The following is a 16567-nucleotide window of genomic DNA, read 5'->3' on the forward strand; positions in this document are numbered from 1 at the left end:
ACGCTCCTTGTCGATGCCCGTTGGGTGTTTGCTTCTCGTGCGCGGACCGGGTTGTCCATCCTGATCGAGACAGGAGTTCGGCACGTGATCAGCAACGCCATGCTGCAGCAGGCAGGTGCCATTTTGGGGCAGGTCGTCGACGGCGTGAACGTTGTCGTCGTTCCGCAGTCGATGTCCGTCGGTACGGCCGAGAACCCGGCCATCTGTCTGAAGTCGGCGATTCAGGTGACCTGGGTGAAGAAGCAGATGGCCGCGCCCGAGGTCCGCAAGTACGTCGAGGACGACGTGGACTGGGACGGGATCATCGACACCGTCGCGGTGGACACGCTGGTGATCCAGGAAGGGGTTTTCGACGGAACCATGGCCTACCGCTCAGCGGTGATCTGGCACGAGCACGGGCATGTCCTGCACGGCAAGACCGAAAACGGGAACGTCTACCTGTACGAGGTCACAAGTCTGGCCAATGCCGTAGGTGTGCTGGACGACGAGGAAATCCGGAACGTTCTGGAAGCGAGGTCCGGAGCGTATCGGGCGGCGGTGGAACCGGGCGTCGCGGCGCTGCGTCAGTTCCTGCAGCAGAATTGGCAGATCACGCTGTAGGAGGGTCGGCGATCCGGGTGCCGGACCGGCGCGGCAAGGCACTCGACGCCCGGATCGACCGCGGCCCACGCGGCTGTCGTGGGACCGGAGTCCACCGCGCGGGCCGCGTGCCCGGCGGTGCGGGTCACTACAGGTCACTGCGACGTGCGGGTCAGTCCGTCTCGGGTCGCAGCACGATCCGGGCGAGCAGTTCCTCGCCGTCACGGAGGCCGCGGACGCCGACCTCGGCATCGACGTCGAGACTGGACAGCTTGACCTCGTCGCCGTCGTCGATCACCCGGCACTCGTCGGCGCAGGTCCAGTCGAGGACGAAGCCGTCCGCCGACTCGACGCTGATCGTGCTGCCGTCGATGGAGTCGACCGTGCCGCGCTGCACGACGAGCGTGCGCGGCCCGCCGTCGGTCTGTACGGTCATCTCGCCGTGCAGACCGGCACCGCCCGCCCCGAGGCCGCGTAGCCAGCCGACGCGTGGGCCGGGTCGCCCCCACGGGCCACGGCGGCCGTCCCACCAGCCGGGCCGGTCGTCGCTGGAGAGACCGAAGTCGCTGTAGTCGACGGTGTCGACCGCGGCGACCGGGAGTGGATCCGCAGCGGTGTGGGAGCCGCCGGACCCGCAGCCGGTGAGGGCCAGGATCGCGACCGCCCCCGCCGCAGCACCGGTGAATGCCTTCGTGCCAACTGAACTTCTCATGTGGTCAGCATCGGCCACCGACACGAAGCCACCGTCAGGTCGATGTTCGGATCAGGTAAGGCGCCGTCGGTCCGACGGAGGCAGCCGAGCTACCGGGCCGTCCTGCGCGGCAACCGTACGGTGAACACGGCACCGCCGCCGGGGGAGTGGCCGGCTCTGATCCGCCCGCCCAGACGGTGGGCCAGCCCGGCGGCCAGGGCCAGCCCGATCCCGGTGCCGACCGACCGTTCGCCCCGGTAGCGGCGGTGCAGCGCACCGCGTTCGAAGATCACCGCGAGGTCGTCGTCGGTGAACCCCGGGCCGTCGTCGTGCACCTGCACCGCGACGAAGTCCGGCTGCCCGGCGGCGGATCCAGCCTGCCCGGTCGCCGGTTCCGGCGGTACGCCGAGCCGCACGGTGCCGCCGGCCGGCACCACCCGCAGCGCGTTGTCCAGCAGGATGTCGACGACCTGCCGGAGCCGCCCCGGGTCGGTGTGGACGGTCACCGGCGCGGCCGGTGGGGTCAGGTCGACCGTCACCCCGTTGCCGGTGAACCGGGGCCGCCAGGCATCGACGGCGTCGGTGAGCAGCGCGTCGAGGTCGACGTCGACCAGTTCCAGGGCGAAGTCGGAGGCCTCCAGCCGGGCCAGCGCCAGCAGGTCGCCGACCAGGCGGTCCAGCCGCTGCGCCTCACCGAGCATGATCTGCCCGGTACGCACGGCTCCGTCGGGGTCCACCACGCCGTCGGCGATCGCCTCGGCGTACCCGCGCAGCGTGGTCAGCGGGGTGCGCAGCTCGTGCGAGATGGACAGCAGGAAGTCCCGTTGCCGTGCCTCGCTGACGGCGAGCGCGGCGGCGAGGTCGTTGAGCGCGCGGGCCAACTGCTCGGCCTCGACGGGCGGATCCAGCGGTACCCGGATGGTGCGGTCCCCAGCGCGCAGCCGCTGCGCCGCGTGTGCGGCGGCCCGGATCGGCCGGGACAGCCGGGCGGCGAGCAGCACCCCGGCGATCAGGCCGGCGGTGAGCCCGGCGGCCAACGCCAGCCACAGGTTGCTCCAGACCAGCCGGCCGACTCCTGGTCGTACCGGCTGGAGCAGCACCACCGCCGTGCCGTCGCCGGTGGGCCGTCCTTCGATCAGGGTCGGCTGGCCGTCGACGCGGGCCGGCCGGCGGCTGGTCACCGGCGCACCGGCGGCGAGCCGGCGGACCACCTGGCCGGGCAGCTGCCGAGGCACCGTCCCGCCGGGCCGGACGAGCAGCACTTCGATGCCCTGGTCGGTGAGTTCGCCGGTCAGCCGGCCGGCGAGAGCCGTCCGCGTGCCGGCCGGGGCGTCGGTGACGGCCGCCGCGACCAGGTCGGCCTTGGCGGCCAGCGAGGCGCGGGCGCCGCGTTCCGTGCCCCGGACCCCGAGCGGGATGGCGACCGCTGCGGTGACCAGCACCGACAGTAGGGCGACCGCGCAGGCGACCCCGACGGCACGGGCAGTGAGTGTGCCGGTGAGCTGGCGCCAGCCGGACCGCTGCCCGGTCTGGTCCGGTTCAACCATCGGCGGTGTAGCCGACGCCGCGTACCGTGCGGATCACGGTGGCGGCGGTGCCGAGCTTGGCCCGGACCTGGGCGACGTGCACGTCGACGGTGCGGGTGCCGGCGTGCGCGGCGTAACCCCAGACGGCGGAGAGCAGCTCCTCACGGGTGTAGACCCGTCCGGGCCGGCGCATCAAATGGTCCAGCAGGTCGAACTCGGTGGAGGTGAGGACGACCGGGTGGGAGTCGGCGGTGACGGTGCGCCGGGCCGGGTCGAGGGTGACGCCACCGACGGTACGGACCGGTCGACCGCCGGGCGGGCCGAGGCTGCGGCGGCGGATGGCCCGCACCCGGGCGACCAGTTCGCGGGGGCTGAACGGTTTGGTGACGTAGTCGTCGGCGCCCAGCTCGAGGCCGACGACCCGGTCGATCTCGTCGTCGCGGGCGGTGAGGAAGATGACCGGGGTCCAGTCGTCGTCGGCGCGCAGCCGCCGGCAGATCTCGGTGCCGGTGACGCCGGGCAGCGCGATGTCCAGCACGGCCAGCACCGGGCGCAGCCGTCGGGCGGCGGCCAGCCCGCTGTCACCGTCGGCGCACACATGTACGCCGAACCCGTCGCGGGTGAGGTAGAGCCGGATCAGGTCGGCGATCGGCTGTTCGTCCTCGACGACGAGCACCAGTCCCCGGTCCGGTTGCGGTGCTGCGGTCACCCGCCCATCTTGACGTGACCGGTAAACGACCGCATCAGTTTCCGGTACGGATCAGGTAAAAGTCGCTGCTGGCGGGTGATTCCCGGATTGTGAGCCGGACCGGATGCCGCATCAAATCAGATCACGGTCAATAACTGTACGGGCACGTGGTGTATTCATTAGGCTGACTGGATATCGCTCCTCGTGAATGGAGGTGGACCGGTGTCTGTCCGCACTGGATCCAACAACGGCCGCGGCTTGGTCCGCCGTGGCATCGCCCTGCTCGCCACCGGGCTACTGACCGCCACCGCCGCCGTGGTCGGAGCCGCCGCGCCGGCTCAGGCAGCCGTCGCTGACCGCTGGGGTTTCGCCTACCTGCACACGCCGACCCCGGCACCCGGCACCATCCTCGACACCACCCGGCAGTGGGGCAGCTGGAAGGCCACCGCACCCGCGCTCTGGGCGACCGTCGACCAGGTCGGTGTCGGGCGCTACCAGGTGCGGTTCCCGCTGGCCGCCTCACCCAACGGTGTCGTTCACGTCACCACGGTCGACAACGCACCACGATGGTGCCAGGTGGTCTCGAACGCCCCCGCCGGACCTGACCACATGGTGATCGTGCAGTGCTACCGGCCCGGTGGCGTACCGGACAACGCCCGGTTCGTCGTCGACTACACCTCCGCCTCCGGGATGCTGCCGCCGGGGTCGGACGCGTTCGGCTACGTCAGGGCGAACCCGGTCGGGGCGATGCTGTCGTCCTACAACTCGATGGGTGCCGGCAACACGGTCACCCAGCTCGGCACCGGCTTCTACGAGGTGAAGCTCAACGGACTCGGCACCGCCCTGCTGGACGGCAACCTGCAGGCCACCGCCGAGCACCCGTTCGGTCCGCGGCGGTGCAAGATCGCCCAGTGGTCCCCCAGCGGCGGCGCGATCCTGGCGTACGTGTTCTGCTTCGACCCAGCCGGGTCGTTCATCGACAGCTACTTCAACCTGACCTACCACCGGGAGCGGCCGATCTTCGGCTCGGTGCCGCCGACCCGGTTCGCCTACCTGCTGAGTTCGCCCTTCGGCGGGTCGACCAACTTCAACTCCGCCGGTGGGGCCAACAGCATCGCGGTCTCCGGCGTCGGGCAGTACCTGGTGACACTGCCGTCGGTGGGTGTTCCGGCGAGCACCGTGCAGGTCACCGCGCTCGGCACCAGCCCGGACTACTGCAACCTGCAGACACCGTGGGTGCTGTCCGCCAACACGGCGCTGGTTCGCAACGTGATCTGCTTCAACGCCGGAGGTTCGCAGGCACCGAACAACTTCTTCCTCACCTATTCGTCGAGCACCTGACCGGTGAGGGGTCGGGACGGCAACCGTCCCGACCCCTCGCGTGCAGACCGACCGGTCAGGCCAGACCCGCCCGGCGCAGCGCGTCGGCGAGCGCACCCTCGGGCTGGCCTCCGCCGCGCTGGCTGTCCCTGCCGCCTCTGCCGCCCCGGCCGTCCTTGCCGACCTGGCCGCTTCGGCCGCCTTTGCCGTCCCGGCCCTGCTGCCGGGGCTGCCCACCCCGGCCGGGGCCGCCGCCCCGGCTGCCGTCCGCGCCGTCGCGCTGACCCGGTGCGCGGCCGGCACCCGGCTCGTCGTCCAGCCGGAGCGTCAACGAGATCCGTTTGCGGGCGACGTCCACATCGAGCACCTTCACCCGGACGATGTCACCGGGCTTGGCCACGTCGCGCGGATCCTTGACGAACGTCTTCGACATCGCCGACACGTGCACCAGACCGTCCTGGTGCACCCCGACGTCGACGAACGCGCCGAACGCGGCCACGTTGGTCACCACGCCCTCCAGCACCATGCCGGGCCGCAGGTCGGCCAGGGTCTCCACACCGTCAGCGAAGGTGGCGGTACGGAACGCCGGTCGCGGGTCGCGGCCCGGCTTCTCCAGCTCGGCGAGGATGTCGGTGACCGTCGGCAGACCGAACACGGCGTCGACGAACTTCTCCGGCCGGATCCGGCGCAACGTCTTCGTGTCGCCGATCAGCGTCCGCAGGTCACTACCGGTGTCGGCGAGGATCCGACGGACCACCGGGTACGCCTCAGGGTGCACACTGGACGAGTCGAGCGGGTCGTCACCGTCGCGGATGCGCAGGAAGCCGGCGCACTGTTCGAACGCCTTCGGCCCCAGCCGGGCCACCGTTCGCAACGCCTCCCGGGACCGGAACGGCCCGTGCGTGTCGCGGTGCAGCACGATGTTCTCGGCCAACCCGGCACCGATGCCGGAGACCCGGGTCAGCAGCGGCGCCGACGCGGTATTCACGTCCACCCCGACCCCGTTGACGCAGTCCTCGACCACGGCGTCGAGCGAGCGGGACAGCTTCGTCTCGGAGATGTCGTGCTGGTACTGCCCGACGCCGATCGACCGAGGGTCGATCTTGACCAGCTCGGCGAGCGGGTCCTGCAACCGGCGGGCGATGGAGACCGCGCCGCGCAGCGACACGTCGAGGTCCGGCAGCTCCTGAGAGGCGTACGCCGAAGCCGAGTAGACCGACGCGCCGGCCTCGGAGACCATCACCTTGGTCAGCTTCAACCCGGGGTTCCGGGCCATCAGGTCGGCGACCAGCTTGTCGGTCTCCCGCGACGCGGTGCCGTTGCCGATCGCCACCAGGTCCACCCGGTGCGCGGCGGCCAACTTCGCCAGCGTGTCGATGGAGGCGTCCCACTGCCGGCGCGGCTCGTGCGGGTAAACCGTCTCGGTGGCCACCACCTTGCCGGTTGCGTCGACCACGGCCACCTTCACCCCGGTGCGTACGCCCGGGTCCAGACCCATCGTGGCCCGGCTGCCGGCCGGCGCGGCCAGCAGCAGGTCCCGCAGGTTGGCGGCGAACACCCGGACCGCCTCGTCCTCGGCCGCCTGCCACAGCCGCATCCGCAGGTCGGCGCCGAGGTGGATCAGGATCCGGGTACGCCACGCCCAGCGGACGGTGTCGGCCAGCCACTTGTCCGCCGGCCGGCCCTGGTCGCTGATGCCGAACCGGCCGGCGATGATCGGTTCGTAGCTGCTCGGCCCGGCGACGGCGTCGGCCGGCACCTCCTCCGGCTCCATGGTCAGGTCGAGGACCTGTTCCTTCTCCCCCCGGAACATGGCCAGCACGCGGTGCGACGGCAGCCTGGTGAACGGCTCGGCGAAGTCGAAGTAGTCGGCGAACTTGGCCCCCTCGGTCTGCCGGCCCTCGCGTACCCGGGAGGTGAGCCGGCCCCGCGACCACATCCGCTCCCGCAGCCCACCGATCAGGTCGGCGTCCTCGGCGAAGCGTTCCACCAGGATCGCCCGCGCGCCGTCGAGCGCCGCCGCCGCGTCAGCCACACCTTTGTCTGCGTCGACGTAGCCGGCGGCCGCGGTCCGCGGGTCCTGACCCGGATCGCCGAGCAGCAGATCCGCGAGCGGCTCCAGGCCTGCCTCGCGGGCGATCTGCGCCTTGGTTCGCCGCTTCGGCTTGTACGGCAGGTAGATGTCCTCCAGCCGGGCCTTCGAGTCGGCCGCCATGATCTGCGCGGTCAGCGCCTCGTCGAGCTTGCCCTGGCTGCGGATCGACTCCAGAATCGCGTCGCGGCGCTCGTCGAGCTCGCGCAGGTAGCGCAGCCGTTCCTCCAAGGTACGCAGCTGCGCGTCGTCGAGCATCCCGGTGGCTTCCTTGCGGTACCGGGCGATGAACGGCACCGTCGCGCCGCCGTCGAGCAGTTCGACGGCGGACGCCACCTGCCCGGCCCGTACTCCCAGTTCTTCGGCGATCCGCTGATCAATCGCTGTGGTCACGTCGCGTGCCCCGCTCCAACTCCCGGCTGCCGGGCGGGGGTGCTCCCGCCCGGCCCGATGCCTGTGGCCGGCACCCGTCCTGCGGCCGGTGCCGGGGACCACGGTGGGTGGTCCGGGGAGCATTCTGCCGGCTACCGGCGGTCGGTGTCGCGCCACCACGCGACCCGGTCGACGGCGCAGGTCACCAGGCGATCGACGTGTCCCGCTGCGGCCACAGCCGCACCGGCAGCCGGGACCGTGGCGCCGGGTGGTTGATCGCGTCGACCACCACCGCCAGCTGCGGGTCGAGCCGGCTCGCGGTGGCCGCCAGCTGCCGCCGTACCGTCGCCCCGTACATGGTCACGAACCAGCCTTCGGTGCCGGTGGCGCGGACGATCTGGGCGAGCGCGGCGGTCCGGGCGTCGACCGCGACGACCCGGCCGAGGGCGTGGCCGAGCCGGACCCGGGGGCCGACCGCGCGGACCGGATCCATCGCCGGGAACCGGGTCGTCATCCGGCGGGTCACCGGATGGCGGACCTGTTCGGTGCGCAGCACGCCGAGGGTCTCCAGATCCTCAGCGACCACCCCGGGCAGCCCTGGTCGCATCAGGGCGATCCAGTCCGGCACCGGTTGGCGTTGTTCCAGCCGCAGTTCGGCCAGCAGCGGGTCGGCGACCGGGTCACCGAGCGGCTGCCCGTCAACCGGCACCAGCAGGTCGTCGCGGACCTCGGCACGACCGGCGAGGATCAGCGTGGCGATCGCGGCGCCGGCGAGCCCGGCACCGAGCAGATCCCGGCCGGCCATCGGCCGGCCGGTGCTGTCGTCGAGCGCAACCAGGAAGAACTCCTCGGTCAGCGTCAACTCCGTCGGAGTTCGAGCACGGCGCATCGAGTCGTCCCCTGCGGCGGTTTCTGGTGCGCGAGCCGAGCAGGGCCGCGGGAACGGCCCGGCAAGGACGGATGACCTTGCTGAAGCGGAACCTTACGACGCCGGACCAATCAGCTCAAGCCATTCCTTTGTTGGAAACCGGTAAATGTTCCTTCGACAGCGCCGAAATGCCACCCCGGACCAGGTATCGCACCGGCGCCGGGTTAGCGTCTGCTGGTGGACCTGGCACCAGCAGCAGTCCGGTCGGCCACCCCGCCGGCCGGGGACCTCCGTGCCCGCCGCCTGTCCGGCCGACGGGCCGCCGCCGCCAGCGATCTGGCGGCGAGTCCGTTCCGGGCCGACCGGGACCGGATCGTCTCCTCACCGTTCTTCGCCCGGCTCGGCGGCGTGACCCAGGTGATCAGCCCGGGCGGCTCCGGCCTGCTGGTGCACAACCGGCTCACCCACAGCCTCAAGGTGGCCCAGGTGGGCCGGGCCGTCGCCGAGCGGCTGACGGCCGACGAACGGCACCGGACCCTGCTCGACGAACTCGGCGGCTGCGATCCGGACGTGGTCGAGGCGGCGGCGCTTGCCCACGACCTGGGCCACCCACCGTTCGGGCACCTCGGTGAACGGGTGCTGGACCGGGTGGCCCGGCACCGGCTCGGTCTGCCGGACGGGTTCGAGGGAAACGCCCAGTCCTACCGGATCGTGACCAGCACCGAGATCCGGGGCGAGGCGGCCGTCGGTCTGGACCTGACCGCAGCGGTGCGGGCCGCGATGCTCAAGTACCCGTGGACCCGGCGCACCTATCCGCAGCCGCATCCGAGCCTGCTGCGTCCGGCGCCCCGTGGTGCCGCGGTCGCGCCCGACGATCCGGCGGTGGGGTCGGTCAAGTTCGGCGCCTACACCACCGAGGCGGCCGACCTGCGGCAGGCCCGCGCGCCGTTCGCCGGGGTGATCGAGCCGTGGCAACAGACCGTCGAAGCGTCGATAATGGATACCGCCGACGACATCGCGTACGCCATCCACGACGTGGAGGACTTCCACCGGGTCGGCGTACTGCAGCAGGGCCCGGTCGCCGGTGAACTCGTCACCTGGCAGCGCTCCGCCGCCGAGCTGCGGGAGCTCACCGACGCGGAGATCGCCGCCAGCGCGCACCGCCCCGGCCGGTCCATCGAGCGGCTCCGCCGCCAGCTGCACCGCAAGGACAGCTGGATCGCCTCCGACGAGGCGTTCGCCGCCGCCGTCGAACACGTCCGTCAGGAGCTGGTGGACGGCCTGCTGATGGTGCCGTTCGACGGGTCGATCGAAGCGGAGGAGAGCATCAGCACGTTCTCCGCGCGGTGGACCCGGCGACTGGTCGGCGCGATCGGCGTCACCGCCGACCCGCCGGTACGCTCCGGCCACGTGCTGCTGGCCACCGCCCAGTGGCACGAGGTGCAGGTGCTCAAGTTCGTGCACCACCGGTTCGTCCTCGCCCGGCCGGACCTGGCGCTGCACCAGCGTGGTCAGGCCGATCTGCTGGCCACCCTGGTCGACGCGCTGCACGCCTGGGTGACCGACCCGGACGAGCAGGGGCGGCTGCCCCGCCGGCTGCACGACCTGGTCGAGCTGGCCGAGGCCGAGCTGGCTGCGACCGTCGGCAGCGACACCCCGTCCGGGGCGGGCGGTGCCCCGCGCGACGGCCTGACCGGTGCCCCGGGCCGCAGTCGGGTGGACGGCCTGGCCGCCGCCGCTCAGGGCCGGGCGATCATCGACTACGTCGCCTCACTCACCGACGGCCAGGCGGTCGCGTTGCTGGGCGCGTTGACCGGCCGGTCCGGGCAGCTGTGGACCGATGCGTTCGTGCTGTGACCGGCCCGTCCCGGTAGCGAGTGGCGGTCCAGGCTGCGGTCAGTCCCGCCAGCCGTAGTCCAGCCCCACCAGGCTGGTGCCGACGGTGATCCGGGCCAGGACGCCGACCAGCGCCGCCCGCCGCTGGTCGCGACTGACCACGTCGGCGGCGTCGGCGTTCAACTGTACGTACCGCTGCCACACCTGCTGTTCGATCTCCTCGGCGTTGATCAGGGAACGGTCACATTCCGTGTCGGGGCAGGCGTAGTGGCGGGTGCCGTCGTCGGTGCTGGCCGGAATCAACAGGCGGTCGCCGCACCACAGCAGACCGCGCAGGATGTAGAGGTCGGAACCGGTCGTGTCACGGCGTGCAGGGTTTACCATGATGCCCATGTCTCATCGCCTCCTGCCAGTGTGTACGGGCCGGAGAGGTGTCCGGTTCGCCGGATCACCGGACCAATGGGCGGGCTGTCGTGGCTGGGCGGGCAGCGGGCGATGTCAGGAGCGGCGGCCGCCTCCCGGCCGGAGGTTCTGCAGCCGCACCTGACCCCGGGCGATCAGCTGATCGTCACCGTCGGTGATCTGGACCTGCCACAGTTGCTGGCTGTAGCCGCGGTGGACCGGCGTGCCGACGGCGATCAGTTCCCCGCCGGAGACCGCCTTCAGGAAGTCGGTCTGGTTGGCCACCCCCACCACTCGGCCCTCGTCACCGAGCCAGGTCGCCGCGCCGATGCTCGCCGCGCTCTCCACCAGCGCGCAGTACACCCCGCCGTGCACGATCCCGAACAGCTGGTGCAGCGCCGGGGTCACCGGCAGCCGCAGCTCCACCCGCTCCGCGGAGATCTCTTCGGCCCGAACGCCGAGCTGTGCGTCGAACCCACCCACTGGCCTGTCCATGGTGCCTCCCATCGGCGTGCGGTGCCGCCCCGTCGGCGAGCGTAGTCAACCGGTGAGAGCGTCCCGCCGGGGATCCGATCCGGTCTGCCGCCGGTCCCGCTCCTGCGGTCCGGGCGGCGGTCCGGCCCGGAGCCCGGGCGGAGTTGCCGGCGGAGTCGGCCTGAGTCGACGCATCGCCGGCAGCTCAACCCACCGGTGCAGCGGCACCGCCAACAGGTAGGACCCGACCAGGAACGCCAGCGTCAACCCGACCGCCTGCCAGGCGGTCCACTCCCGGTCCCGGCCGACGAGGTGCATCACGGTCACGATCACCACGAGATGGAGCAGGAAGAACGCGTACGACACCTCGCCCAGATGGACCGCGACCCGGTGCCGCCACCAGGACCGCCGGCCGTGCAGGTCGGCCAGTGCCGCCGCCGGGACCAGCAGACCGATCGTCACGATCGTCGCCGCGGTGTCGCGGGCCTGCGCCGGCAGCCACTCGACGGCGAGATAGTTCGCCACCCACAGGGCAGTGGCCACCGGCAGTCCCGGACCTCGCCAGGCGCTCCGCCGCACCAGCAGCGCCAGCACGATGCCGAGCAGGAACTCCAACATCCGTACCGGCGGGAAGATGTAGACGAACCAGCGGCGGTGTTCCGCCGCGATCAGCAGGTCGGCCACCACCGGCATCAGCCAGACGGCGGCCGGCAGGGCGACGGCGGTGGCCCGCAACGCCGTCGTGCCGAGCCGGCGCAGTCCCGCGTACAGCAGGGGGAACGCCAGGTAGAACGCCATTTCGCAGGAGAGCGACCAAGTGACCGGGTTGATCCCCAGGTAGTACACGTCCGACGGATGCCAGGCCTGGACCAGCGGTGCCGAGAAGGCCAGCAGCCGCGGCCAGATGTCCGGCAGTCGTGCCGTCAGCATCAGGCCGACGACGGCCGGCCCCAGGGCGACCAGATGCGCCGGGTAGACGCGCGCCAGGCGTCCCCACCAGAACCGGCCCGGCCGGTAGCCGGGGCGGACCGACCAGGTGAGTACGAAGCCGGACAGCACAAAGAAGAACGAGACGCCCAGGTCACCGCCGTTGAACAGGATGCCGGCGACCTGGTCGGCCGGCGGGTCAGCCAACGGGATGAACGAGTAGGCGTGCACGCCGAAGACCAGCAGCGCTGCGGCGAACCGCAGCCCGGTCAGCGACGGCAGCCGGCCCGGCGAGGGAGGGGTGGCAGGCACCGGGCCAACATATCCACCGACTTCGCACGTCAAACCGGCGATATCCACCCGTGCGTATGCCAAGCGGACGATTGGTTGGCGGTGTGGCAGCGGCCATCAGCCGCGACCGATCGGCCCCGCCGTGGTGGCCCGGCCTGACCAGGCTGACCGCCCCGTCACCTTGGTATGGTGTCGGCCTGTTCGACGAATCAGCCGGTGAATGACATGTGCGCAGGGGCCATCGTGACGCGACCCGCAGCGCCGGGGACGGGACGGGCCTTGTCGTCGTCGTTGCCGGCACTGGTGTTCCTGGCCTTCGGCGTTGTCGCCGCCGCGCTCTACGCGGCGTTCGACACGCCGATGATCGCCGGACCGGCCTTCACCGTCGCCGGGGTCGGTGGCGCGCTCGCCGTGACCCTGGGCCCTCGTTGGCACCGAGCCCAGCCCCGCTGGGCCTGGCGGCTGCTCGCCGTCGCCTGCGTGTGCTTCCTCACCGGGGCGCTGGCCCGGCCGTGGGCGGTCGAGCAGGACGGGCCGTACGCATTGACCGCCGACGCCGCCACCGTGCCGGGCTACCTGTTCATGCTGCTCGGCCTGGCCGGGCTGCTGCGCACCCGGGGCCGGCTGCCGTCACACGCGGTGATCGACGGTCTGATCGTCTTCATCGGCGCGGCGCTGTGCTCCGTACTGCTGCTGGCGGTGCCGGCGGGCAGCATCACCGACCGGCCGGCCCTGGTCTCGGCGCTCGCCGCGCTGTATCCGATCTTCGACGTGATCCTGATCCTGCTGCTGGTCAGCCTGGCCTTCACCACCGCCGTACGGCGGCCGAGCTACCTGCTACTGGTCGCCTCCATGAGTCTGCTGGTGGTCGGCGACGTGCTGTACGCCATCATCGGAGTCTCCGGTCAGCTCACCGGATCCCGGCTGCTGGATCTGCCCTTCATGCTCGGCTTCCTGCTGATCGGCGCCGCCGCCCTGCACCCCTCCGTGGTCGACCTCGGCCAGGCGGCCCGACTGCCGGTGCAGGCCTGGTCCTGGCAGCGGCTGCTGCTGATCGGCCCGGCGCTGGCCGCGCCGTTCGTGCTCACCGTCTTCGTCTCTGGCCGGTCGACAGCCGACCGGCTGGCACTCGGCGTGGGCGGCGCCGCCATGGTAGTGCTGCTGATGATGCGGGCGGTCTCCGCCGTCCAGGGGTACGCCGCCGCGCAACGGCGCTACGAACACCGCGCCACCCACGACCCGCTGACCGGCCTGCCGAACCGGTTGATGCTCGCCGCCGAGGTGCGCCGGCTGCTCACCATCGGTCGGCCAGCGGATGCCGGGGTCTGGGTGTTCTTCCTCGACCTCGATGGCTTCAAGCTGGTCAACGACTCGTGGGGGCACCACGCTGGCGACCAGCTGATCGCGCAGATGGCGGCCCGCCTGCGGGCGGCGCTGCCGGCTGCGGCGACGGTCGCCCGGGTCGGTGGGGACGAGTTCGTCGTGGTCCAGTTGGGCAGCCGCGCGCAGGCCGTGGCGCTGGCCGACCGGATCATCGACTGTGTGCACGAACCGCTGCGGATCAGGCAGGTCGAGGCGGTGATCACCGTCTCGGTCGGGATCGCCGGGACCCACCTAGACGACGATGGCGCGGGCAACGATCCGCCGGTGACCGCCGACGCGTTGCTGCGCGACGCCGACACGGCCATGTACCAGGCGAAGGCCGACGGTCGCGGCCGCTGGGTGATGTTCGACGCGTCGATGCACGAGCGGGTCCGCGAGCGGGTGGAGATCGAACAGGCCCTGCGGATCGCCCTCAGCGAGGACGATCTGCGCATCGCCTTTCAACCGATCGTCGACCTGGAAAGCGGCAGCCTGATCGGCGCCGAGGCACTGCTGCGCTGGGAACACCCGGGCCGGGGCAGCATCTCACCGGCGGTGTTCATCCCGATCGCCGAGGACACCGGGCTGATTGGCCCGATCGGACGCTGGGTGCTCGACCGGTCGTTGCGGCAACTGGCACAGTGGCGGGCGGACGGCACGGTGACGGCAGATTTCTGGATGTCGGTCAACGTGTCGCCCCGCCAGTTGCGTGACCCGGGTCTGATCCGGGCGTTGGACGATGCGCTCGACCGTCACCGGGTGCCGGCCTCCGCCGTCGTCCTGGAGATCACCGAGTCGGTGATGATCGACCCGACCAGCGCGACCGGCCAGGTGCTGGCTGACCTGCGGCAGCGGGGAATTCGGGTCGTCGTCGACGACTTCGGCACAGGGTTCTCCGCGTTGGGCTATCTACGCAAGCATCCGGTCACCGGGGTCAAGGTGGACCGGGCGTTCGTCGCCGGCCTCGGCCAGAGCGCCAAGGATGAGGAGATTGTCAGGGCGGTGGTGGCGATGAGCAGCGCCCTGCACCTGACCGTGGTCGCCGAGGGGGTGGAGACCCCGCTGCAGCAGGGCGTGCTGGCCGTCCTCGGCGTGCTGTTCGGGCAGGGCAGGCTCTGGGGAGAGCCGGTCGGCCCGGCTGAGTTCGCCCGACGGTGGGCAGACCGACCCGCCGACCCGGTGGACGGGCCAGTGGTGCCGGCTGCCGGACAGGTTCAGGGGCGCGGCGGCAACTCGTAGAGCCAGAACGTCTGCTCGTCCAGCCGGGTCGCTCGCGCTCCCTCGGTCAACGTCCCCAAGGTCTGATGGATGGCCCGGCCGAGCCCGATCTGGTCGTTGCGGCGGCAGATGTCCAACGCCGCGACCCCGTCGCTGTCCTGCACGCGTTGCCACATGTCGGCGATCACCGATTCGAAGATGCCGCTGCCTCGGTACCGCGGATGGACGGCGAAGAAGCCGATGTACCAGATCCGGCGTTGCGCGTACAGGTCCGGCCAGCGGTGGGCGAAGTAGTCCGGGGAGATCAGCGGCATGGACTCCAGCTCGTTGGTGAAGGTGGCGAGCGCGGTCAGCAGATCGGGGGACCGGTCGTCGCGCCCCAGATACTTCAGCACCCGGGTGTCGCTCAGCACCTGGTCGAACTCGACCCGGTACATCACGTGCCGTTGGACCGCGGTGACCCGGAGTTCGTCGAACGCCGTGGTGTACAACTGCCAGGTTGGTTCGGACAATTCGGGTGGGATGCTCGTTTCGACCTGAATGCGCATCACTGTCCTCCGGGCCCGCGCCGGTAGGCGGGGGTGGACGCGAGCCCTGCCACCGAGTATGAGTGACCGCTGAGCCCAAGGTCAGGTTGCGGCCGGCGGCCGGAACTTTCCGGCACCGGCATCGATCCGCGCAACGTCCGGCTGCGTACTGCTGTACGGGCACAACGGTGCGCCGCGCCCGCGAACGCCGAGGAGGGGCAGTCATGCAGCGACCGGCACAGGGGGGCGAACCAGCCGCGATCGAACTCGGCGAGGTGCAGGGTCCAGCGCCGGCACGGGAACCCAATCCGATGCGGCGACCCGATCCTGCCTGGCATGGTCCCACGGCCGGGTATCCACCTGAACCGGCCAACAACCCGCAGCGCCTCGACCTCGACGAGCCGGTGACCGTGCCGCCGCGCCTGGTGCCGCCGCCACCGTGGCTGGCCCGGGAACTGGACCGACCGGAACCGGTCACTCCGGCGGTACCGTCCTTCGACTCGGAACCAGACATGTCCGTGCCGACCGGTCGCGGTCCGCGCCGACTAGCGATGGTCGTCACCGGGCTGGTGGCGCTGTTCCTCGTCGCCGCGTTGGTCGGGGCCGGCGTCGTTGACACGCTGCGGACCGCCTCGGACACCGTCGCCGCCGATTCCCCGTTGCCGGCCGCCGATTCCCCGTCGCCAACCGCCGATTCCCCGTCGCCGGCCGCCGACTCCCCGTCGCCAACCGCCGGCTCCGATGCGGTCGACCCGGCCACCGTCGCCCCGGAGCCCGCCACCGAACGCCTGGTGACCGGCCCGCTCGGCGAACTACAGCAGGCCGAATTCAACCTGGTCAGCGGTACCACGACGGTCAGCATCCGGGCCGCCGACCTCGGCGACGACCTGTACCGGATCCGAACCCCGATCGACGCCGACGTGCAACCACGGGTGATCGCCGACGGCGACCGGATCAAGCTGCACCTGGTGCCGAACGACCAGCCCGGGCCCGGTGTCGTCGACATCGAGCTGCACTCGTCGGTGCGCTGGCAGTTGCGGCTCACCGGCGGCGTCGCGGAACACTCGATCGACCTGACCGATGCTGAACTGAGCGGAGTGGACATCGTCGGCGGGGCGGCCCGCATCGAGCTGTCCCTGCCCGCGCCGGACGGCACCCTGCCGGTGCGGATGACCGGCGGTGCCAACCAGTTCGTGATCAACGCCCCGGACGGGCCGCCGGCCCAGGTCCGGTTCGGGTCCGGGGCGGCCAGTGCCACCATCGACACCCGCAGCCACGACGGCATCGCCCCCGGGGCGGTCTTCACCGGCCAGGGTTGGGCGGGCGCGACCGACCGGTACGACATCGACGCCGTCGCCGGGCTGTCTGTGCTCACCCTGCAACGGAACTGATTG

General features: G+C 71.5%; 14 protein-coding genes. 5 read left to right on the plus strand and 9 right to left on the minus strand.

Annotated features, from left to right (window positions below):
• Nucleotides 1–84: 84 nt before the first annotated feature.
• Complete coding sequence (locus ACFHWS_RS21375; protein WP_416556729.1) at nt 85–600, plus strand: hypothetical protein; 516 nt, start codon at nt 85–87, stop codon at nt 598–600.
• 151 nt (nt 601–751) lie between these two features.
• Here ACFHWS_RS21375 and ACFHWS_RS21380 read toward each other — a convergent pair whose 3' ends face one another.
• The 3 genes from ACFHWS_RS21380 to ACFHWS_RS21390 all read right to left on the minus strand — a co-directional run bounded on the left by ACFHWS_RS21380 (nt 752) and on the right by ACFHWS_RS21390 (nt 3505).
• Complete coding sequence (locus tag ACFHWS_RS21380; RefSeq protein WP_281554381.1) at nt 752–1291, minus strand: hypothetical protein; 540 nt, start codon at nt 1289–1291, stop codon at nt 752–754.
• 89 nt (nt 1292–1380) lie between these two features.
• Nucleotides 1381–2817, minus strand: coding sequence for a sensor histidine kinase (locus ACFHWS_RS21385; protein ID WP_416556728.1), 1437 nt, complete (start codon nt 2815–2817; stop codon nt 1381–1383).
• Complete coding sequence (locus ACFHWS_RS21390) at nt 2810–3505, minus strand: response regulator transcription factor (RefSeq protein WP_282230290.1); 696 nt, start codon at nt 3503–3505, stop codon at nt 2810–2812. The genes ACFHWS_RS21385 and ACFHWS_RS21390 overlap by 8 nt, the downstream gene beginning before the upstream one ends.
• Nucleotides 3506–3706: 201 nt before the next feature.
• Here ACFHWS_RS21390 and ACFHWS_RS21395 point away from each other — a divergent pair, with 201 nt between their 5' ends.
• Nucleotides 3707–4825 (plus strand): hypothetical protein, encoded by a 1119-nt coding sequence (locus ACFHWS_RS21395; protein WP_282230291.1) that lies wholly within the window; start codon nt 3707–3709, stop codon nt 4823–4825.
• Nucleotides 4826–4880: 55 nt separating this feature from the next.
• Here the strand turns inward: ACFHWS_RS21395 and ACFHWS_RS21400 are convergent, their stop codons facing one another.
• The gene (locus ACFHWS_RS21400; protein ID WP_416568890.1) at nt 4881–7289 is read right to left on the minus strand and encodes a Tex family protein; all 2409 of its coding nucleotides are present in this window, start codon (nt 7287–7289) and stop codon (nt 4881–4883) included.
• A 181-nt stretch (nt 7290–7470) separates the two neighbouring features.
• A complete protein-coding gene (locus ACFHWS_RS21405) occupies nt 7471–8157 on the minus strand; it encodes a GOLPH3/VPS74 family protein (protein ID WP_416556726.1) in 687 nt (228 codons plus the stop codon).
• A 216-nt stretch (nt 8158–8373) separates the two neighbouring features.
• On the opposite strand from ACFHWS_RS21405, the gene ACFHWS_RS21410 reads away from it, so the two are divergent.
• Nucleotides 8374–9993: a deoxyguanosinetriphosphate triphosphohydrolase family protein gene (locus ACFHWS_RS21410; RefSeq protein WP_416556725.1), complete on the plus strand. Its 1620-nt coding sequence runs from the start codon at nt 8374–8376 to the stop codon at nt 9991–9993.
• 39 nt (nt 9994–10032) lie between these two features.
• Here the strand turns inward: ACFHWS_RS21410 and ACFHWS_RS21415 are convergent, their stop codons facing one another.
• The 3 genes from ACFHWS_RS21415 to ACFHWS_RS21425 all read right to left on the minus strand — a co-directional run bounded on the left by ACFHWS_RS21415 (nt 10033) and on the right by ACFHWS_RS21425 (nt 12087).
• Nucleotides 10033–10365, minus strand: coding sequence for a zinc ribbon domain-containing protein (locus tag ACFHWS_RS21415; RefSeq protein WP_416556724.1), 333 nt, complete (start codon nt 10363–10365; stop codon nt 10033–10035).
• A 105-nt stretch (nt 10366–10470) separates the two neighbouring features.
• On the minus strand, nt 10471–10869 hold the full coding sequence (locus ACFHWS_RS21420) for a PaaI family thioesterase (protein ID WP_416556723.1): 399 nt from the start codon (nt 10867–10869) through the stop codon (nt 10471–10473).
• Nucleotides 10870–10914: 45 nt separating this feature from the next.
• The gene (locus tag ACFHWS_RS21425) at nt 10915–12087 is read right to left on the minus strand and encodes an acyltransferase family protein (protein WP_416568891.1); all 1173 of its coding nucleotides are present in this window, start codon (nt 12085–12087) and stop codon (nt 10915–10917) included.
• A gap of 222 nt (nt 12088–12309) precedes the next feature.
• Here ACFHWS_RS21425 and ACFHWS_RS21430 point away from each other — a divergent pair, with 222 nt between their 5' ends.
• Nucleotides 12310–14667 carry a putative bifunctional diguanylate cyclase/phosphodiesterase gene (locus tag ACFHWS_RS21430; protein WP_416568892.1) on the plus strand — a complete coding sequence of 786 codons (2358 nt, stop codon included), beginning with the start codon at nt 12310–12312 and terminating at the stop codon, nt 14665–14667.
• On the opposite strand, the gene ACFHWS_RS21435 is transcribed toward ACFHWS_RS21430, so the two are convergent.
• A complete protein-coding gene (locus ACFHWS_RS21435; protein ID WP_416568893.1) occupies nt 14643–15194 on the minus strand; it encodes a hypothetical protein in 552 nt (183 codons plus the stop codon). The genes ACFHWS_RS21430 and ACFHWS_RS21435 overlap by 25 nt on opposite strands.
• Before the next feature lie 203 nt (nt 15195–15397).
• On the opposite strand from ACFHWS_RS21435, the gene ACFHWS_RS21440 reads away from it, so the two are divergent.
• Nucleotides 15398–16564, plus strand: a complete 1167-nt coding sequence (locus ACFHWS_RS21440; protein ID WP_416568894.1) for a hypothetical protein — start codon at nt 15398–15400, stop codon at nt 16562–16564.
• Nucleotides 16565–16567 lie beyond the last annotated feature (3 nt).

Origin of the sequence: Micromonospora sp. LOL_013, assembly GCF_048060315.1 — a bacterium.
Lineage (GTDB): Bacteria > Actinomycetota > Actinomycetes > Mycobacteriales > Micromonosporaceae > Micromonospora_E.

Coding starts and splice junctions, on each gene's coding strand:
- ACFHWS_RS21380 (WP_281554381.1), bottom strand. CDS start 1,291: ATGAGAAGTTCAGTTGGCACGAAGGCATTCACCGGTGCTGCGGCGGGG.
- ACFHWS_RS21385 (WP_416556728.1), bottom strand. CDS start 2,817: ATGGTTGAACCGGACCAGACCGGGCAGCGGTCCGGCTGGCGCCAGCTC.
- ACFHWS_RS21405 (WP_416556726.1), bottom strand. CDS start 8,157: ATGCGCCGTGCTCGAACTCCGACGGAGTTGACGCTGACCGAGGAGTTC.
- ACFHWS_RS21415 (WP_416556724.1), bottom strand. CDS start 10,365: ATGGGCATCATGGTAAACCCTGCACGCCGTGACACGACCGGTTCCGAC.
- ACFHWS_RS21420 (WP_416556723.1), bottom strand. CDS start 10,869: ATGGACAGGCCAGTGGGTGGGTTCGACGCACAGCTCGGCGTTCGGGCC.
- ACFHWS_RS21435 (WP_416568893.1), bottom strand. CDS start 15,194: ATGCGCATTCAGGTCGAAACGAGCATCCCACCCGAATTGTCCGAACCA.
- ACFHWS_RS21440 (WP_416568894.1), top strand. CDS start 15,398: ATGCAGCGACCGGCACAGGGGGGCGAACCAGCCGCGATCGAACTCGGC.